A 17,488-nucleotide genomic window follows, 5' to 3' on the forward strand; every position below is an offset into this window, starting at 1 on the left:
ACCTCGGTATTTCAGTGATACCGAGGCGATGCTATCGCAGGCAAGCCAGCTCCCACATTGATTGTTCAGCGGCTCCAGAAAACGGGCAGAGATTGACCGATGTATTCACTAGATGACCTGCTGCACCTGATGAACCGCCTGCGCGACCCGCAATACGGTTGCCCGTGGGACATCAAGCAAACCTACGCCACCATCGTCCCGCACACTCTGGAAGAAGCCTACGAAGTCGCCGACGCCATCGAGCGCGGTGATTTCGATCACCTGCAAGGCGAGTTGGGCGACCTGTTGTTCCAGGTGGTGTATTACAGCCAGCTGGCACGGGAAGAAGGGCGTTTCGAATTCGCCGGGGTGATCGACAGCATCACGCGCAAGCTGATCCGTCGCCATCCCCATGTGTTTCCCACCGGTGACCTGTATGCGCCGCTGGATATCCCGCAACTGAGCGAAGAGCAGGTCAAGGAACGTTGGGAGCAGATCAAGGCCGAGGAGCGCGCGGAAAAATCCGATGCGCCGGAGCAATTGTCCCTACTCGATGATGTGCCCACAGCGCTACCGTCCCTGTCCCGCGCGGCCAAGCTGCAAAAGCGCGCCAGTCAGGTCGGCTTTGACTGGCCATCGGCGTTGCCGGTGGTGGACAACGTGCGCGAAGAGCTCGATGAAGTGCTCGAAGCCATGGCGGATAACGACCCGGTCGCGATCGCCGATGAGGTCGGCGACCTGCTGTTTGCTGCAGTCAACCTGGCCCGCCACCTCAAGGTTGACCCGGAAACCGCGCTGCGTGGCGCCAATGCCAAGTTCGAGCGACGTTTCCGATTTATCGAACAGGCATTGCGCGACACGCATCAACCCATAGAAGATTGCACCCTCGAAACGTTGGACGCCCTGTGGGGCGAAGCCAAACGCCAGGAAAAGAACATGTCCAGCTGCGGTTGAGCGGCTGCCTAAGTGAGTAAGCACCATGAGCATTTCCCTTCGCGATCAGTTGCTCAAAGCAGGTCTGGTCAACCAAAAGCAGGCCAAGCAGGTCGGCAAAGAGAAACAGAAGCAGCAGCGCCTGGTCCACAAGGGCCAGATCGAGGCCGATGACACCCAGGCTCGTTTGGCCCAGGAAGCGCAGGCCGAGAAGGTCAAGCGCGACCAGGAACTGAACCGCCAGCAGCAGGAAAAAGCCGAGGCAAAGGCCCGCACGGCCCAGGTCAAGCAACTCATCGAGACCTCGCGCCTGCCCAAGCTGACCACCGAGGACTACTACAACTTTGTCGATGACAAGAAGGTCAAGCGCCTGTCGGTCAACACCTTGATGCGCAACAAGCTGAGCAACGGCTCCCTGGCGATCGTGCACCACGGTGGCAGTTACGAGGTGATCCCGCGTGAAGCGGCGCTGAAGATCCAGGAGCGCGCGCCAGAGCGTATCGTGCAGCTCAACATCCTCACCGAAAGCCAGGTGCCGGATGAGGATGATCCATACGCCGCCTACCAGATCCCTGACGATCTGATGTGGTAAGGCTGTAGAAACAACAAACCCCGCTCAAAAGGCGGGGTTTTTGTTGATAGGTACTCCGGCTGCGTGGGCTGGAGTACCTATAGGATTTCGCTACTCAGGAGCTCTCTGCCTGGCGTTTCATCTCAAGCGACTCCAGCTCGTTCTTATAATTGTGAGCGTCACTCTCGTTGTGAAACATGCCGACCAGCAGGTCTTGTTGGTGTACATCCCAGATGTGAATCCCATGGCCCAGCGCTTCGTGGGACATGTGTGCATCGTCGCGTTCAGTTACTTTTACAGTCATCTGCTTGCTCCAATCTCTGGTGGGTCTGCGGCAAGTCGTCGCAGGCCTCTTTTATATGTTTTGTTAGCTTGCTAAGTAAACCGACTTTTCGCGCAACTATTCATTGCAGGAACTGCAACAGTGCTGCAGGCCTTGAGAATTGGGGGTTTGTGTTTTGGGGGCTGGAGTTTTATGACAGAAGTTTCATGTTGTGAGGCCGCTACCGCCATCGCAGGCAAGCCAGCTCCCACAGGGAAATGCATTCCAACTGTGGGAGCTGGCTTGCCTGCGATGGCGTCAGAAGCCTCTAAACAAAATCGGCAGACGAAAAAAAGCCCCGCATTCCGCGAGGCTCTTTTTTTGATTCACCAGCTCATCAGCTCCCTTTGACAGCCTTGCCGTCAACGGTGCCGTCTTGCAGCATGATGTTGTATTCCTTGCCGTCAGTTTCTACCTGACGCAGTGCAACCAGAATGCCGCCCTGGTCCTTGGCAAACCACATCTGGGTAATGCGCTTGCTTTGCGTCGGGTCGCGCACGCGCTCAACCTTGATCGCGTCAATGGAACCGACCTTGGTCTGGACCTTTTCCGGGCCGATCACGCGGAAGTCGTAGGTGTCGACGTCGGTACCTTCCACCACGTTGTAGCTCATGCTTTTCTTGCCGGCGGCCACGTCACGTTGCAGCGCCAACTGGTAGGTCGACTTGTCGAGCATGCCGCTTTGCAGGGCGACGTTGACCGGGTCTTTGTTTTCAAAGCCGGTGACTTTCTTCGCGGTTTGATCGAAGTCCAGGTTGATCTTCTTCGCCTTGCCCAGGCCGCCGCGTTCGAAGGTGTAGCTCTTCGGTTGCAGGGTGTCCTTGTCAAACAGGATCACGCTGGTTTCGGTCAGGCTGGCGATCATCATCGAAGCCTTGAAGTTCAAGGTCCAGGTGCCATCGCCATTCTTGGCCAGGCTGCGTTCAGCCGAGCCACTCATGGGCAACTGTTTCCAGTCGGCGGTGTAGCTGACGGAGAAAGGGTGAAGGTCTGCCGCTTGCACCGCAGGCAAGGCAAACAGAGCAAAAGCGAAGAGCAAGGCGCGACGCATAAAATCTCCTAGGTTCGAATCAAGTGGCCGCTGGCCGCGAGTAACTGACCGTCCAATAATGCACCCTGGTCACCAAGAATCAACCGCCCCTCGGCAAACCAGCGTACAGCCAACGGGTAAATCCTGTGTTCCTGGGTGTGAACCCGTTGCGCAAGGGTCTGCGCCGAGTCGTCAGACTCTACCGGAACCACTGCCTGTACGACCAGAGGCCCGCCATCGAGTTCCTCGGTGACGAAGTGCACGCTGCAGCCATGCTCGCTGTCGCCGGCGTCGAGCGCCCGCTGGTGCGTGTGCATGCCTTTGTACTTGGGCAGCAGGGAAGGGTGGATATTGAGCAGGCGCCCGTCGTAGTGGCGCACGAAATCAGCGCTGAGGATGCGCATGAAGCCGGCCAGGACCACGAGTTTGGGGTTGAAGGCGTCGATCAGTTCGATCAAGGCGGCATCGAAGGCCTCGCGGCCCTCGAAAGCCTTGTGATCCAGGGAGCGGGTGTCGATACCCGCGTCCCTGGCGCGTTGCAGGCCGTAGGCGTCGCTGCGGTTGGAGATCACCGCAGCGATGCGCACCGGGCTGTCGCCGGTGCGCGTGCTGTCGATCAGGGCCTGCAAGTTACTGCCGGTGCCGGAGAGCAGCACCACGACATCACAGGTCTGGGACATCAATGAGCCTTGAGGTTCTTCAGTTCGACCTGGGCTGCGCCTTCTGGAGCAGTGGCGATCTGGCCGATGACCCAAGGCTGCTCGCCCGCTTCACGCAGGACGTTCAGCGCGGTTTCAACGTGCTCTTGCGCCACGCAGATGACCATGCCCACGCCGCAGTTCAGTACGCGGTGCATCTCGGTTTCGTTGACGTTGCCTTTCTCTTGCAGCCAGTCGAAGACCGCAGGACGCTGCCAGCTGGCCACGTCGACGATGGCCTGGGCGCCTTTTGGCAGCACGCGCGGGATGTTGTCCAGCAGGCCGCCGCCGGTGATGTGGGCCATGGCTTTAACTGCGCCAGTGTCCTTGATCAGCTTGAGCAGAGGCTTGACGTAGATGCGGGTCGGGGCCATCAGCAGGTCGGTCAGTGGCTTGCCGTCGAGCTGGATGTTTTCGATGTCGGCGCCGGACACTTCGATGATCTTGCGGATCAGCGAGTAGCCGTTGGAGTGCGGGCCGGACGATGGCAGGGCGAGCAGGGCGTCACCGGCGGCAACCTTGGAGCCGTCGATGATTTCGGCTTTTTCGACAACGCCGACGCAGAAGCCGGCCAGATCGTAGTCTTCGCCTTCGTACATGCCTGGCATTTCAGCGGTTTCGCCGCCGACCAGGGAGCAGCCGGACAGTTCGCAGCCAGCACCAATGCCGGTCACTACCTGGGTAGCGGTCTCGACGTTGAGCTTGCCGGTGGCGTAGTAGTCCAGGAAGAACAACGGCTCGGCGCCGCACACCACCAGGTCATTGACGCACATGGCCACCAGGTCGATGCCGATGCTGTCGTGCTTGTTCAGGTTCAGTGCCAGGCGCAGCTTGGTGCCCACGCCGTCGGTGCCGGAGACCAGCACAGGCTGTTTGTAGCCAGCCGGGATCTCGCAGAGGGCGCCAAAACCGCCCAGGCCGCCCATGACTTCGGGGCGCGCAGTGCGCTTGGCGACGCTCTTGATGCGTTCGACCAATGCTTCACCGGCGTCGATGTCTACACCGGCGTCCTTGTAGCTCAGGGAGGGTTGCTTGCTCATGATCCAGGCCTTTAGGGGGGATTCAGGGGTAACGACCGAGCGGGCAGGCGCTTTTGGTAAAAGGCCCAGCCGTTGACGGTCTGCGAAGGCGCGCGATTTTATCAGGCTTGAGGGGCAGCGGCCATCCTCGGGCCGACGGGCAGGGCGATATAGCTTAAAAAAGCCGATTAAAAAAATGCTAATCGGCTCTGCCTTGGTGCGTATTAAGGTATAGCCTTGAACCCGCTATCGTTATGACAGTACGAAAACTTACCAAGACCCTGTGAATGTTTTACCGGTCGCTGTGGTCACAGCCTTGCGCAACCGAGTTCACGCGGTCTGTTCCAGCCGCTAAATTTGTCGTTCGGGAATCTTTCATGCGTCTGTGTAAATTCTTCTTTGTAGGTTGCTTGTCGTTGGTCAGCCTGGCGAGTCATGCCGAAACCCTCAATGGCCTCTATCAAGTACTTGAACCGGTCAGCAGCCAGTCGCCACAAGAGCGCGACCAGGCGACCCAGCGCGCCGTGCAGACCCTGGTCATCCGCCTCACCGGCGACGCCAAGGCGGCCGACGGCCCGGGCCTGGCGGCGATTCGCAAGGACCCGCAACAAATCATCAGCCAATACGGCTACGACGCCGGCCCGCCCGAGAGCCTGCAAGTGGATTTCGACCCGGTGAGCACCGACCGTGCCTTGCGTGACGCCGGCCTGTCGATCTGGGGCAGCAATCGGCCGTCGATCCTCGGCTGGTGGCTGAACGACTCCACCGAAGGCAGCAGCCTGGTGGGCGACGGTCAAAGCGTCGCCCAGGCCTTGCGCCGTGCGGCGCAACACCGTGGCTTGCCGTTGCGCCTGCCGTTGGGGGATCTGGATGAACAGGTGGTCGCTACCGCGCCGAATCTGGAAAGTGCCGATGCCACGCCACTGCGCGCCGCCTCCGAGCGCTACGGCGCGGATGCCTTGCTGGCGGTGCATGCACGCCAGGAAGGCAGCCAATGGCAGGCCAAGTGGCGGTTGTGGTTGGGCGACAAGAGCGAGCAGGGCACTGCCCAAGGGGCGGATACCGCTGCCGTGGCCGATGCGGTGATGCTGGCCGTCAGCCAGAAACTGGCGCCGCGCTTTGCAGTCAAGCCGGGCGTCAGCACTGAGCAGCTGCTGGAAGTGCAGGGCATGACGCTGGAACGCTACGCCGCCCTGGGGCATCTGCTTGAGCCGTTCGGTGGCCAGCCACTGTTGGTAGATGGCAATCGCATTGTTTACCGGGTCCATGGCAGTGCCGAGCAGTTGCGCAGCCAGTTGGGCCTGGCCAAGTTGCAGGAGGTTGCGCCGGGTGAAGTGCCGGTCGCGGCGGGTGGTGCCCCGGAGCCTCAGGCGCAACTGCGCTTTCATTGGTAGAAAGGTCTTCCTTATATAGAAGCAATGGAGTGGTTTATGGCGGATACGCGTCGTTGGGTGTGGATTGGCGGGATTGTCCTGCTGTGTGCATTTGTGTTCTTGCTGCATTCGATCCTGACGCCGTTCCTGGTTGCGTTGCTGTTGGCCTACCTGTTCGATCCAGTGGTGGATCGCCTGGAGAAAGCCGGCCTGTCACGTACCTGGGGCGTGGTGGCGGTGTTCGCCCTGTTTACCTTGATCATCACGGCCCTGGTGCTGGTGCTGGTGCCGATGCTGGCCAAGCAGCTGTTCCGCCTGTATGAGCTGGCGCCGCAGATGCTCGACTGGTTGCAGCACACGGCGATGCCGTGGGCCCAGGCCAAGTTGGGGTTGTCGGATGGTTTCTGGAAGTTCGACAAGGTCAAGGCCGCGATCAGCGAGCATATGGGCCAGACCACCGATATTGTCGGTGTGGTGCTCAGCCAGGCCACGGCGTCCAGCCTGGCGCTGATCGGCTGGTTGACCAACCTGGTGCTGATCCCGGTGGTGGCGTTCTACCTGCTGCGTGACTGGGACATCATGATGGCCAAGATCCGCAGCCTGCTGCCGCGCAATCGCGAGGAGCGCATAGTCTCCCTGGCGGAGGAATGCCACGAAGTGCTTGGTGCGTTCGTGCGTGGGCAGTTGCTGGTGATGCTGGCCTTGGGGATCATCTACGCGGCGGGCCTGATGGCAATCGGCCTGGAGCTGGGCCTGTTGATTGGCCTGATTGCAGGTCTGGCGGCCATCGTGCCGTACATGGGCTTTGTGATCGGTATCGGCGCGGCGCTGGTGGCGGGGCTGTTCCAGTTTGGCGGCGACCTGTACCCGATGCTGGGGATTGTCGCGGTGTTCATGGTCGGTCAGGCCTTGGAAGGCATGGTGCTCACACCGCTGTTGGTGGGGGACCGGATCGGCCTGCACCCGGTGGCGGTGATCTTTGCGATCCTGGCGGGCGGCGAGCTGTTCGGCTTTACTGGCATCTTGCTGGCACTGCCGGTGGCGGCGGTGATTATGGTGCTGGTGCGCCATGTGCATGATCTGTACAAGGATTCGGATGTGTACACGGGGGTCGAAGACCCCGATCTGTAAACCTTCTGTCACAAACCCGGCCTGGCCGGGTTTGTTGTTTCTGGTGTCAAACAATTTGCGCAAAACCGGCGAGTTAACGCAAACCTTTGATTTTGCTTGTGGTCTGCTGCATTGTGCGCCCGGCGTCACGGGTATAAACTTTGCAAACTTTACACAGAGGCCACTAGCGGTTCGTTTGGAGCCGTTCAGTCAGCATGAAACCGATTCAGCTGCCCTTGGGTGTGCGTCTGCGTGACGACGCCACCTTTATCAACTACTACCCAGGCGCCAATGCCGCTGCACTCGGCTATGTCGAGCGGCTATGCGAAGCCGACGCCGGGTGGACCGAAAGCCTGATCTATCTGTGGGGCAAACACGGCGTAGGGCGTACTCACCTGCTGCAGGCCGCGTGCCTGCGCTTTGAGCAGATGGGCGAAGCGGCGGTCTACCTGCCGTTGGCTGAATTGATGGACCGTGGCATCGGCATCTTCGATCACCTTGAGCAATACGAGCTGGTCTGCCTGGACGACCTGCAGGCGATTGCCGGCAAGGCGGAGTGGGAAGAGGCGCTGTTCCATCTGTTCAACCGCCTGCGGGACAGCGGCCGGCGCTTGTTGATCGCCGCATCGACCTCGCCGCGCGAGCTGCCGGTGAAGCTGGCTGACCTCAAGTCGCGCCTGACTCTGGCCCTGATCTTCCAGATGCGCCCGCTCTCCGACGAAGACAAGCTGCGCGCCCTGCAATTGCGTGCATCCCGTCGCGGCCTGCACCTCACTGACGAAGTGGGGCACTTTATCCTGACTCGCGGCACCCGCAGCATGAGCGCGTTGTTCGATTTGCTCGAACAGCTCGATCAGGCCTCCTTGCAGGCCCAGCGCAAGCTGACCATTCCCTTCCTCAAGGAAACCCTCGGCTGGTAGCCAGCCCTTTGTTTTCGGGGCTTTCGGCAAATTCCAGGCGCCAGAAAACCTGCGTTTGGGCCGCTTTGGCCACGCAAAAGGCGCGTATAGGGTGTTAAGGGCTTAGATGTCATAGTCCAAACAAGAAGTCACATAGATCACGATTGAATTTGCAAATCGATGTGATAGAGGGCATAGTCTCGGCTTCTTTACACATCAGCCACGGTCGTGCCCATGCTAAATCGCTTCGCACCCCTCGTGCCTCTCGCACTCGTTACCCTGTTGTTTGGTTGCGCTTCCCACCCTCAACAGGTGGTTGAGCAGCAAAAACCCCAGGTTCAAAATCAGGCAAAATTCGTCGCTGCACAGTCTGCTTCTGTTTATGAAGAAGAGCTGGCGACTGAAAAGGAACTGGGCGCCTTCGCCGGCAACAAGCCTTACCAGCTTCCCGTCCTGGCCGACAGCATCCTCGAACGCGGCATGTCCCTGATCGGTACCCGTTACCGTTTCGGCGGTACCTCTGAAGCCGGTTTCGACTGCAGCGGTTTCATCGGCTACCTGTTTCGTGAAGAAGCGGGCATGAACCTGCCACGCTCCACTCGCGAGATGATCAACGTGAATGCACCGTTGGTCGCGCGCAACAACCTCAAGCCCGGTGATCTGCTTTTCTTCAGTACGGCTGGCCGTGGTCGTGTAAGCCACGCCGGTATCTACCTGGGCGATAACCAGTTTATCCACTCCAGCAGCCGCCGCAGTGGCGGTGTTCGCGTCGACAACCTGGGCGACAGCTACTGGAGCAAAACCTTCATCGAAGCCAAGCGCGCACTCGCCATGGCCCCGACGACGGTTACCGCTAGCAAGTAAACTTAAAGTGATACTTGAAGTTTGACGTGTAAGCGCTAGAATCCCTGGACATTGTTGTAATCCGTACGCGCGAGCTTTGCTTGCGCGTTCTGGTTTTCAGCGTTCGGCAGCGAAAGCCGCATCCAGACCAGGATTGTTCTGCACATGTCGACCTCGGCCCGCCTGATCCTCATTGTCTGCGCCGCGCTGCTCAGCGCCTGCGCCAGCCGTCCACCGCCTGCACCCGTCGCGGTGAAGCCCAAGCCGGTGTTCAACTATGCCACCCAGAATTTCTCGCCGGCTGCCGAAGACGTGCTCTTTCGCGCGCTGGGCCTGGTCGGCACGCCTTATCGCTGGGGCGGCAACACGCCGGATTCGGGCTTTGATTGCAGCGGCCTGATCGGCTTTGTGTTTCGCGACGCCGCCGGCATCTCCTTGCCGCGTACTACCCGTGAACTGATCGTGATGCGGGCGCAGGATGTCAGTGAGCAGAACCTGCAAACCGGTGATCTGTTGTTCTTTGCTACCGGCGGCGGTTCGCAGGTCAGCCATGCGGGGATCTACGTGGGTGAGGGCCGCTTTGTGCATGCGCCGCAGACCGGCGGTACGGTGAAGCTGGACACCTTGTCCAAGGCGTATTGGCAGAATGCTTATCTGAGTGCCAAGCGCGTGTTGCCAGGGAATCTGGCGCGTAATCCCTGAATTGAATGCAGAGCTAACTGTGGGAGCGGGCTTGCCCGCGATGAGGGAGTGTCAGTCATGCATCAGTTGACTGACACTCCCTCATCGCGGGCAAGCCCGCTCCCAAATTGGATTTGTGTTGGTCTGAAGCCTACCTACTTAGCCGCCGACACCCGCCACACCTTATTCCCCACATCATCCGCCACCAGCACCCCGCCTTGCTGATCAACCACCACACCCACCGGCCGGCCCATGGCTTTCTCGTCCTTGTCGAGGAACCCGGTCAGCACATCCACCGGCTGCCCCTTGGGCTGGCCAGCCTCGAACGGCACGAAGATCACCTTGTAGCCACTGTGGGGCTTGCGGTTCCACGAGCCATGCTGGCCGATGAAAGCGCCATCAGTGAACGGCGCTGGCAGTTTGCTGCCCTCGGCAAACGTCAGGCCCAGCGAGGCGGTGTGTGGGCCCACGGCGTAGTCCGGCGCAATCGCCTTGGCCACCAGGTCGAGGTTTTGCGGGTTGACCCGCACATCCACATGCTGCCCGTAGTAGCTGAATGGCCAGCCATAGAAGGCGCCATCCTGCACCGAGGTGATGTAGTCCGGCACCAGGTCGCTGCCGATCTCATCGCGTTCGTTCACCGCCGTCCACAGCTTGCCGCTTTGCGGTTCCCAGGCCATGCCGTTGGGGTTGCGCAGGCCCGAGGCGAAGATGCGGTGCTGGCCGCTGGCGCGGTCCACTTCCCAGATCGCCGCCCGGCCTTCTTCTGCCTGCAGGCCGTTTTCACCGACGTTGCTGTTGGAGCCAACGCTCACATACAGCTTGCTGCCGTCCTTGCTCGCCACCACGTTTTTGGTCCAGTGGTGGTTGATGCTGCCGCCGGGGAGGTCGACGACCTTGGTCCCGGCGTCCTTGATCGTGGTTTCACCCGGCTGGTAGGGGAAGCGCAGCAGCTTGTCCGAGTCGGCTACATACAGGTCATTGCCCACCAGGGCCATGCCGAACGGCGAATTGAGATTGGCCAGAAACACCGTGCGGGTCTCGGCGATGCCATCGTGGTCGGCGTCGCGCAGCAGTGTGATGCGGTTCGGGCTAGGCACGCCAGCACCGGCTCGGCCCATGACCTTTTCCATCACCCAGCCGCGAATGCCCTTTGAATCATCGGGTTTGGGCGGCGCATTGGTTTCTGCCACCAGCACGTCGCCATTGGGTAGCACATACAGCCAGCGCGGGTGGTCCAGCCCTTCGGCAAACGCCGCCACCTGAGTCCCGGCAGCCGCGGTGGGTTTCGCGCCCTCAGGCCAGCCGATGGCCGGCGCGATGTTGACCGTGGGGATCAGGGTCTTGTTCGGCTCCGGGAGCTTGGGGGAAGGCCCGGTGCCGTCAGACACTTGCAGGGTCGAACTTTCACCGCAGGCGACGAGGGCGCCTGCGCACATGATCAGTAGGGCAAGTCGGGTCTTGTGCATGTTTTTCTCCTGGATACCTGTAAGGGTAGAGGCGCGCGGCGGTCCGATGGTTCAAGTGCGCAGCCGGCTTTAATTGACGCTCCACCCCCAACCCTCTACCCTTCGCGACTTGTTCCAGGTGCTCTGTGACCCACGGGTCGACGGAGTGAAACAGGGAAGCCGGTGAGCGAGCGCACTTGTCCACAGTGTTGCCGCAATTCCGGCGCTGCCCCCGCAACGGTAAATGAGTCAAGACCCTGCTTTTGCCACTGTATCGCCCCGCGATATGGGAAGGCGCAGTGTCGGCAAGCGCGCCACTCATGAGCCCGGAGACCGGCCTGCAACATCCAACAGCATCACGGTGGGCGATGCTTGGCTGTCTGTTTTTTCTTTTTCCTGCCCGCCGTTTTTGTCCAGCCCCAACGGAGAGCTGCCATGACCGATTCCCCCGACCGCGACGAACGCCACCTGGCGCGCATGCTGCGCAAAAAAGCCGTGATCGACGAGCGCATCGCCAATTCCCCCAACGAGTGCGGCCTGCTGCTGGTGCTGACCGGCAACGGCAAAGGCAAAAGCAGTTCCGCGTTCGGCATGCTCGCCCGCGCCATGGGCCACGGTATGCAGTGCGGTGTGGTGCAGTTCATCAAGGGGCGTAACAGCACCGGCGAAGAGCTGTTCTTCCGCCGTTTCCCCGAGCAAGTGCGCTTCCACGTCATGGGCGAAGGCTTCACCTGGGAAACCCAGGACCGCCAGCGCGACATCGCCGCCGCCGAAGCCGCGTGGGAAGTTTCCCGCGAACTGCTGCAAGACCCGTCCATTGGCCTTGTCGTCCTCGATGAACTGAATATTGCCCTCAAGCACGGCTACCTCGACCTCGACCAGGTGCTCAGCGACCTGCAAGCGCGCCCGCCGATGCAGCACGTGGTGGTCACCGGCCGTGGCGCCAAGCCTGAATTGATCGAAATGGGCGACACCGTCACCGAAATGGGCATGCTCAAGCACGCGTTCCAGGCCGGTATCAAGGCACAGAAGGGCGTCGAACTTTGAATCAGCCCCGTCATTGCCCGGCCGTATTGATCGCCGCACCGGCGTCCGGCCAGGGCAAAACCACCGTCACCGCTGCGCTCGCCCGTTTGCACCGCAACCTGGGGCGCAAGGTGCGCGTGTTCAAATGCGGGCCGGACTTTCTCGACCCGATGATCCACGAGCGCGCCAGCGGTGCGCCGGTGTATCAGTTGGACATGTGGATGGTGGGCGAGCAGGAAAGTCGCCGCCTGTTGTGGGAAGCTGCCGGCGAGGCCGACCTGATCCTCATCGAAGGCGTCATGGGCCTGTTCGACGGCACTCCGTCCAGCGCTGACCTGGCCCGCCACTTCGGCGTGCCGGTACTCGGCGTGATCGACGGCACCGCCATGGCCCAGACGTTTGGCGCGTTGGCCCTGGGCCTGGCGCGTTATCAGCCGGACCTGCCGTTCGCCGGCGTGCTGGCCAACCGCGTCGGCACCCTGCGCCATGCGCAACTGCTCGAAGGCAGCCTCACCGAAGGCCTGCGCTGGTACGGCGCCTTGTCCCGCGAGACCGGCATCGAATTGCCAAGCCGTCACCTGGGCCTGGTGCAAGCCAGCGAACTGAATGACCTCGACGTACGCCTCGACGCCGCCGCCCAAGCCTTGGGCAGCAGCTGCGAAGTCGCCTTGCCGCCGCCAGTGACCTTCGCTGCGCCGGAAGTGATCGCCGCCGAGCCGCTGCTCGACGGTGTGCGCATCGCCGTGGCCCGCGACGAAGCCTTCGCCTTTACCTACGGCGCCAGCCTCGACCTGTTGCGGGCGATGGGCGCCGAGTTGCACTTCTTCTCGCCGATCCATGATCGTGAATTGCCTGACGTAGACAGTCTCTATCTGCCGGGCGGCTACCCGGAATTGCATCACCAGGCGTTGTCGGAAAACACCGCGATGCTCGACGCAATCCGCGCCCACCACGCCGCCGGCAAACCGTTGCTCGCCGAGTGCGGCGGCATGTTGTACCTGCTGGACTCGCTGACTGATGTGGATGGCAATCGCGCTGAACTGCTCGGTCTGCTGCAGGGTGATGCGGTGATGCAGAAGAAATTGGCCGCCCTGGCCCTGCAAAATGTCGAGTTGCCGGAAGGTGTACTGCGTGGGCATACCTATCACCACTCCCTGACCAGCACCGACTGCACGCCGATTGCCCGTGGCGTGAGCCCCAATGGCGGGCGGGGTGCTGAGGCGGTTTACCGACAGGGGCGGATGACGGCTTCCTACGTGCACTTTTACTTTCCGTCGAATCCGGCGGCGGTGGCTGCATTGTTTGCGCCAGACCGGGAGGGCGCCATCGCAGGCAAGCCAGCTCCCACATCGACCGCGTCCGCCGATCCAAATAAGGGAGGCAAGCCAGCCCCCACCTCGACAGTGTTCACCGATCCAAATGTGGGAGCGGGCTTGCCCGCGATAGGGCCATGACCGACAACGCCTTCCCCCAAGCCGACCGCGACGCCGTCTACCGCGCCATCGCCGAACGCCGCGACATGCGCCACTTCACCGGCGGCACGGTGGCCCCCGAACTGCTGCACCGCCTGCTCCAGGCCGCCCACCAGGCGCCCAGTGTCGGCCTGATGCAACCCTGGCGCTTCATCCGCATCAGCGACCGCCACCTGCGTGGGCAAATTCAGCAGTTGGTGGAAGAAGAACGCATCCGCACCGCCGAAGCGTTGGGCGAACGCTCCGACGACTTCATGAAGCTCAAGGTCGAAGGCATCCACGATTGCGCCGAAGTCCTGGTGGCAGCCTTGATGGATGACCGCGAACGCCACATCTTCGGCCGCCGCACCTTGCCGGAAATGGACATGGCCTCGCTGTCCTGCGCGATCCAGAACCTGTGGCTGGCCGCCCGCGTCGAAGGGCTGGGCATGGGCTGGGTCTCGCTGTTCGAGCCCCAGGCCCTGGCCGATCTGCTGGGCCTGCCCTCCGGCGCCAAACCCCTGGCCGTGCTGTGCCTGGGCCCGGTGGCCGAGTTCTATCCGGCACCGATGTTGCAACTCGAAGGCTGGACCGAACCACGGCCGCTGAGTGACATGTTGTATGAAAATGTGTGGGGAGTGAGTCAATGAGTGTGGCCTTGCTGTGTGTCGCCGCCGTCGCGCTGGATGCGCTGCTGGGCGAGCCCAGGCGCTGGCATCCGCTGGTGGCGTTCGGCAATTTCGCCGGGCGCATCGAGCAACGTTTCAACACCGGTGGCCGTGGCTGGCGCAGCCATGGCGTGACCGCGTGGTTTATCGCCGTGGTGCCGCTGACCGTGCTGGCCACCGCGTTGTCGTGGGCGCCGTATATCGGCTGGGTCCTGGAGATCCTCGCGCTGTACTGCGCCCTTGGCATGCGCAGCCTGGGCGAACACGTGATCCCGGTGGCCCAGGCCCTGCGCAGCGACGACCTGGACGAGGCGCGCCAACGCGTGAGTTACCTGGTGAGCCGGCAGACCAGCGAGCTGGACCGCACCGAAGTCGCCCGCGCCGCCACCGAATCGGTGTTGGAGAACGGCAGCGACGCGGTGTTCGCCGCGCTGTTCTGGTTTGTGGTGGCCGGCGTGCCGGGCGTGGTGCTGTATCGCCTGAGCAACACCCTGGATGCCATGTGGGGCTATCGCAACGAACGCTTCGAGCGCTTCGGCTGGGCAGCGGCCAAGATCGACGACGTGCTCAACTATATTCCTGCGCGGCTGGTAGCGCTGACCTACGCGCTGCTGGGCAAAACCCGCCTGGCGCTGAAATGCTGGCGCAGCCAAGGCCCGACCTGGGACAGCCCCAACGCTGGCCCGGTGATGGCGGCGGGGGCGGGCGCCCTGGGTGTCGAACTGGGCGGTGCCGCGATCTATCACGGCGAAGTCCACCAGCGTCCGCAGCTTGGCGAAGGCCCGGCAGCGGATGCGGATTCCATCGACCGCGGCTGGCAGCTGGTGCAGCGCGGCGTCTGGTTGTGGCTGCTGATTCTCTGCGCGGGGGCGCAATTCTATGCTTGAACACGGTGGCCGGCTGCGCAAGGCGGCGATTCAGTACGGGATTGCCGAGGCCGACTGGCTCGATCTGTCCAGCGGCCTTGCGCCGTGGCCCTGGCCGATCCCGGAGATTCCGCTGCGCGCCTGGGCGCGCTTGCCCGAGACCGACGACGGCCTGGAACGCGCCGCCAGCGAGTACTACGGCGCCGCGCATGTATTGCCGGTGCCCGGTTCCCAGGCCGCGATCCAGTTGCTGCCGCGCTTGCGCCGGGCGGGCAAGGTCGGCGTGCTGTCGCCGTGCTATGCCGAACACGCCGAAGCCTGGCGCCGCGCCGGTTATGTGGTGCGCGAAGTGCTGGAGCAGGAAGTCGATTTCTTCCTCGACGGCCTCGACGTGTTGGTGGTGGTCAACCCGAACAACCCCACCGGCCTGAGCCTGACCCCGGAGCGCCTGCTGGATTGGCACGCGCGCCTGGCGCAACGCGGCGGCTGGCTGGTGGTGGACGAAGCGTTCATGGACATCACCCCGCACCTGAGCCTGGCCAGCCAGGCCCACCAGGTCGGGCTGATCGTACTGCGCTCGTTCGGCAAATTCTTCGGCCTCGCCGGAGTACGCCTGGGCTTCGTGCTGGCCGAGCGCAAGCTGCTCAAGCTGCTCGCCGAACAGGTCGGGCCGTGGGCGGTCAGCGGGCCGACCCGCGTGCTCGGCCAGGCATGCCTGCTCGACGTGGCCGGGCACACGCGCCAGCGCAAGCGCTGCGTCGACGCCGGCGAGCGGCTGTTTGCAGTGCTTGAGCGCCACGGCTTGCAACCCCAGGGCGGCTGCGCCTTGTTCCAATGGCTGATCACCCCGCACGCCGAGCGCCTGCATGATTTCATGGCCCAGCGCGGCATCCTGTTGCGCCTGTTTGTGCATGACAGCAGCCTGCGCTTTGGCCTGCCCGACACCGAGGCCGACTGGCAGCGCCTCGACGCAGCACTGATCGCCTACAAGGACGCTTCATGAGTACGCTGATGGTGCAAGGCACCACCTCCGATGCCGGCAAAAGCACGCTGGTGACCGCACTCTGCCGCTGGTTGATCCGCCAGGGCGTGGCCGTGGCGCCGTTCAAGCCGCAGAACATGGCCCTCAACAGCGCCGTGACCGCCGAAGGCGGCGAAATCGGCCGCGCCCAGGCCGTGCAGGCCCAGGCCGCCAACCTTGCGCCGCACACCGACATGAACCCGGTGCTGCTCAAGCCCAACAGCGACACCGGCTCCCAGGTCATCATCCACGGTCGCGCCGTGACCAGCATGAATGCCGTGGCCTATCACGACTACAAAGCCGTCGCCATGCAGGCGGTACTGGCCTCACACGCACGCTTGAGCCAAGCCTACCCAGTGGTGATGGTCGAAGGCGCAGGCTCTCCGGCGGAGATCAACCTGCGCGCCAATGACATCGCCAACATGGGCTTCGCCGAAGCGGTGGATTGCCCGGTGCTGCTGATCGCCGATATCAATCGCGGCGGCGTGTTTGCCCATCTGGTCGGCACCCTGGAATTGCTGTCGCCGACTGAGCAGGCGCGGGTCAAAGGCTTCATCATCAACCGTTTTCGCGGCGATATTGCGCTGCTACAGCCCGGCCTGGATTGGCTGGAGGCGCGCACCGGCAAACCGGTGGTGGGCGTGCTGCCCTACGTGATGGACCTGCACCTTGAGGCTGAAGACGGCATCGACCGCCGCCAGACCGACAAGGCCGCCCAGGTGCTGAAAGTGGTGGTGCCGGTGTTGCCGCGCATCAGTAACCACACGGATTTCGACCCGCTGCGCCTGCATCCCCAGGTGGATTTGCAGTTCGTCGGCCCAGGCCAGCCGATTCCGTCGGCCGACCTGATCATCCTGCCCGGCTCGAAAAGCGTGCGCAGCGACCTGGCCTACCTGCGTGCCAATGGCTGGGACAGCGCCGTGGCGCGGCACTTGCGCTACGGCGGCAAGGTGCTGGGGATTTGCGGTGGTTTGCAGATGCTCGGTGAACAGGTGCACGACCCGCTCGGCTTGGAAGGGCCGGCAGGTTCCAGTGATGGCCTGGGGTTGTTGGCCTTCAGCACGACGCTGGAGGAAGAGAAACAGCTGCGCAATGTGCGTGGGCGGTTGCTGCTGGAAGATGCCGAGGTCAGTGGTTATGAGATCCACGCTGGCGTGACCACCGGGAATGCCCTGTCGCTTGCCGCTGTCATGCTGGACGACGGCCGCCGTGACGGTGCGCAAAGTGCGGACGGACAAATCCTCGGCACTTACCTGCATGGCTTGTTCGAGACGCCGGCAGCGTGCAGCGCCTTGCTGCGCTGGGCGGGGTTGCAGGATGTGCAGGAGGTGGATTACCACGCGCTGCGCGAACGAGATATCGAGCGCTTGGCGGACTTGGTGGAGAACCATCTGGATACCGAATTGCTGCGCAAGCTATGCGGGATCTGACGGTGGGCACACGGTCCCCTTGTGGGAGCTGGCTTGCCTGCGATGGCATCAACCGGGATCAACTGAGACACCGCGGTGCCTGCATCGCAGGCAAGCCAGCTCCCACAGTTGACCGAGTTT

18 protein-coding genes and 1 riboswitch are annotated in these 17,488 nt (G+C 62.4%); of the genes, 13 read left to right on the plus strand and 5 right to left on the minus strand.

All coding sequences use genetic code 11. From position 1 onward, the window contains the following. Positions 1 to 99 precede the first annotated feature (99 nt). Positions 100 to 933 carry a nucleoside triphosphate pyrophosphohydrolase gene (mazG, locus tag B348_RS0102690; protein ID WP_017734624.1) on the plus strand — a complete coding sequence of 278 codons (834 nt, stop codon included), beginning with the start codon at positions 100 to 102 and terminating at the stop codon, positions 931 to 933. Between the two features lie 25 nt (positions 934 to 958). Continuing rightward, the gene (locus B348_RS0102695) at positions 959 to 1,504 is read left to right on the plus strand and encodes a DUF2058 domain-containing protein (RefSeq protein WP_017734625.1); all 546 of its coding nucleotides are present in this window, start codon (positions 959 to 961) and stop codon (positions 1,502 to 1,504) included. 94 nt (positions 1,505 to 1,598) lie between these two features. Here B348_RS0102695 and B348_RS0102700 read toward each other — a convergent pair whose 3' ends face one another. From B348_RS0102700 to purM, 4 genes are all read right to left on the minus strand, one after another. Next, positions 1,599 to 1,787 carry a hypothetical protein gene (locus B348_RS0102700; protein ID WP_017734626.1) on the minus strand — a complete coding sequence of 63 codons (189 nt, stop codon included), beginning with the start codon at positions 1,785 to 1,787 and terminating at the stop codon, positions 1,599 to 1,601. A 355-nt stretch (positions 1,788 to 2,142) separates the two neighbouring features. After that, complete coding sequence (locus B348_RS0102705; protein WP_017734627.1) at positions 2,143 to 2,856, minus strand: DUF3108 domain-containing protein; 714 nt, start codon at positions 2,854 to 2,856, stop codon at positions 2,143 to 2,145. Positions 2,857 to 2,864: 8 nt separating this feature from the next. After that, the gene (gene purN, locus B348_RS0102710; RefSeq protein WP_017734628.1) at positions 2,865 to 3,515 is read right to left on the minus strand and encodes a phosphoribosylglycinamide formyltransferase; all 651 of its coding nucleotides are present in this window, start codon (positions 3,513 to 3,515) and stop codon (positions 2,865 to 2,867) included. Beyond that, positions 3,515 to 4,573, minus strand: coding sequence for a phosphoribosylformylglycinamidine cyclo-ligase (purM, locus tag B348_RS0102715; protein WP_005790182.1), 1,059 nt, complete (start codon positions 4,571 to 4,573; stop codon positions 3,515 to 3,517). The genes purN and purM overlap by 1 nt, the downstream gene beginning before the upstream one ends. A gap of 356 nt (positions 4,574 to 4,929) precedes the next feature. On the opposite strand from purM, the gene B348_RS0102720 reads away from it, so the two are divergent. The 5 genes from B348_RS0102720 (at position 4,930) to B348_RS0102745 (ending at position 9,479) form a co-directional block, all read left to right on the plus strand. Beyond that, positions 4,930 to 5,946, plus strand: coding sequence for a DUF2066 domain-containing protein (locus B348_RS0102720; RefSeq protein ID WP_017734629.1), 1,017 nt, complete (start codon positions 4,930 to 4,932; stop codon positions 5,944 to 5,946). Positions 5,947 to 5,982: 36 nt separating this feature from the next. Beyond that, the gene (locus tag B348_RS0102725; protein WP_017734630.1) at positions 5,983 to 7,056 is read left to right on the plus strand and encodes an AI-2E family transporter; all 1,074 of its coding nucleotides are present in this window, start codon (positions 5,983 to 5,985) and stop codon (positions 7,054 to 7,056) included. A 194-nt stretch (positions 7,057 to 7,250) separates the two neighbouring features. Continuing rightward, on the plus strand, positions 7,251 to 7,955 hold the full coding sequence (hda, locus tag B348_RS0102730) for a DnaA regulatory inactivator Hda (protein WP_017734631.1): 705 nt from the start codon (positions 7,251 to 7,253) through the stop codon (positions 7,953 to 7,955). Between the two features lie 213 nt (positions 7,956 to 8,168). Beyond that, positions 8,169 to 8,798, plus strand: coding sequence for a C40 family peptidase (locus tag B348_RS0102735; RefSeq protein ID WP_026136507.1), 630 nt, complete (start codon positions 8,169 to 8,171; stop codon positions 8,796 to 8,798). Positions 8,799 to 8,942: 144 nt separating this feature from the next. Further along, positions 8,943 to 9,479: a C40 family peptidase gene (locus B348_RS0102745; protein WP_017734633.1), complete on the plus strand. Its 537-nt coding sequence runs from the start codon at positions 8,943 to 8,945 to the stop codon at positions 9,477 to 9,479. 134 nt (positions 9,480 to 9,613) lie between these two features. Here B348_RS0102745 and B348_RS0102750 read toward each other — a convergent pair whose 3' ends face one another. After that, on the minus strand, positions 9,614 to 10,927 hold the full coding sequence (locus tag B348_RS0102750; protein ID WP_017734634.1) for a sorbosone dehydrogenase family protein: 1,314 nt from the start codon (positions 10,925 to 10,927) through the stop codon (positions 9,614 to 9,616). A gap of 99 nt (positions 10,928 to 11,026) precedes the next feature. Then, positions 11,027 to 11,263, plus strand: a riboswitch (cobalamin riboswitch). A 78-nt stretch (positions 11,264 to 11,341) separates the two neighbouring features. Here B348_RS0102750 and cobO point away from each other — a divergent pair. The 6 genes from cobO to B348_RS0102780 are packed head-to-tail and all read left to right on the plus strand — an operon-like array spanning position 11,342 to position 17,368. After that, positions 11,342 to 11,953, plus strand: a complete 612-nt coding sequence (gene cobO / locus B348_RS0102755; RefSeq protein WP_017734635.1) for a cob(I)yrinic acid a,c-diamide adenosyltransferase — start codon at positions 11,342 to 11,344, stop codon at positions 11,951 to 11,953. Next, positions 11,950 to 13,386, plus strand: coding sequence for a cobyrinate a,c-diamide synthase (locus B348_RS0102760; protein WP_026136508.1), 1,437 nt, complete (start codon positions 11,950 to 11,952; stop codon positions 13,384 to 13,386). Before cobO ends, B348_RS0102760 begins: the two co-directional genes overlap by 4 nt. Continuing rightward, positions 13,383 to 14,033, plus strand: coding sequence for a 5,6-dimethylbenzimidazole synthase (gene bluB, locus B348_RS0102765; RefSeq protein WP_017734637.1), 651 nt, complete (start codon positions 13,383 to 13,385; stop codon positions 14,031 to 14,033). Before B348_RS0102760 ends, bluB begins: the two co-directional genes overlap by 4 nt. Further along, positions 14,030 to 14,938: an adenosylcobinamide-phosphate synthase CbiB gene (gene cbiB / locus B348_RS0102770; RefSeq protein ID WP_017734638.1), complete on the plus strand. Its 909-nt coding sequence runs from the start codon at positions 14,030 to 14,032 to the stop codon at positions 14,936 to 14,938. The genes bluB and cbiB overlap by 4 nt, the downstream gene beginning before the upstream one ends. Further along, the gene (gene cobD, locus B348_RS0102775; RefSeq protein ID WP_017734639.1) at positions 14,931 to 15,920 is read left to right on the plus strand and encodes a threonine-phosphate decarboxylase CobD; all 990 of its coding nucleotides are present in this window, start codon (positions 14,931 to 14,933) and stop codon (positions 15,918 to 15,920) included. Before cbiB ends, cobD begins: the two co-directional genes overlap by 8 nt. Beyond that, a complete protein-coding gene (locus B348_RS0102780) occupies positions 15,917 to 17,368 on the plus strand; it encodes a cobyric acid synthase (protein ID WP_017734640.1) in 1,452 nt (483 codons plus the stop codon). The genes cobD and B348_RS0102780 overlap by 4 nt, the downstream gene beginning before the upstream one ends. Positions 17,369 to 17,488: the final 120 nt, after the last annotated feature.

Origin of the sequence: Pseudomonas sp. CBZ-4 (genome assembly GCF_000346755.1) — a bacterium.
In the GTDB taxonomy this organism is placed as follows: domain Bacteria; phylum Pseudomonadota; class Gammaproteobacteria; order Pseudomonadales; family Pseudomonadaceae; genus Aquipseudomonas.

Excerpts from the sequence above, each read along its gene's own strand:
- mazG (WP_017734624.1), top strand. The coding sequence starts at position 100 with ATGTATTCACTAGATGACCTGCTGCACCTGATGAACCGCCTGCGCGAC.
- B348_RS0102695 (WP_017734625.1), top strand. The coding sequence starts at position 959 with ATGAGCATTTCCCTTCGCGATCAGTTGCTCAAAGCAGGTCTGGTCAAC.
- B348_RS0102700 (WP_017734626.1), bottom strand. The coding sequence starts at position 1,787 with ATGACTGTAAAAGTAACTGAACGCGACGATGCACACATGTCCCACGAA.
- B348_RS0102705 (WP_017734627.1), bottom strand. The coding sequence starts at position 2,856 with ATGCGTCGCGCCTTGCTCTTCGCTTTTGCTCTGTTTGCCTTGCCTGCG.
- purN (WP_017734628.1), bottom strand. The coding sequence starts at position 3,515 with ATGTCCCAGACCTGTGATGTCGTGGTGCTGCTCTCCGGCACCGGCAGT.
- purM (WP_005790182.1), bottom strand. The coding sequence starts at position 4,573 with ATGAGCAAGCAACCCTCCCTGAGCTACAAGGACGCCGGTGTAGACATC.
- B348_RS0102720 (WP_017734629.1), top strand. The coding sequence starts at position 4,930 with ATGCGTCTGTGTAAATTCTTCTTTGTAGGTTGCTTGTCGTTGGTCAGC.
- B348_RS0102725 (WP_017734630.1), top strand. The coding sequence starts at position 5,983 with ATGGCGGATACGCGTCGTTGGGTGTGGATTGGCGGGATTGTCCTGCTG.
- hda (WP_017734631.1), top strand. The coding sequence starts at position 7,251 with ATGAAACCGATTCAGCTGCCCTTGGGTGTGCGTCTGCGTGACGACGCC.
- B348_RS0102735 (WP_026136507.1), top strand. The coding sequence starts at position 8,169 with ATGCTAAATCGCTTCGCACCCCTCGTGCCTCTCGCACTCGTTACCCTG.
- B348_RS0102745 (WP_017734633.1), top strand. The coding sequence starts at position 8,943 with ATGTCGACCTCGGCCCGCCTGATCCTCATTGTCTGCGCCGCGCTGCTC.
- B348_RS0102750 (WP_017734634.1), bottom strand. The coding sequence starts at position 10,927 with ATGCACAAGACCCGACTTGCCCTACTGATCATGTGCGCAGGCGCCCTC.
- cobO (WP_017734635.1), top strand. The coding sequence starts at position 11,342 with ATGACCGATTCCCCCGACCGCGACGAACGCCACCTGGCGCGCATGCTG.
- bluB (WP_017734637.1), top strand. The coding sequence starts at position 13,383 with ATGACCGACAACGCCTTCCCCCAAGCCGACCGCGACGCCGTCTACCGC.
- cbiB (WP_017734638.1), top strand. The coding sequence starts at position 14,030 with ATGAGTGTGGCCTTGCTGTGTGTCGCCGCCGTCGCGCTGGATGCGCTG.
- cobD (WP_017734639.1), top strand. The coding sequence starts at position 14,931 with ATGCTTGAACACGGTGGCCGGCTGCGCAAGGCGGCGATTCAGTACGGG.
- B348_RS0102780 (WP_017734640.1), top strand. The coding sequence starts at position 15,917 with ATGAGTACGCTGATGGTGCAAGGCACCACCTCCGATGCCGGCAAAAGC.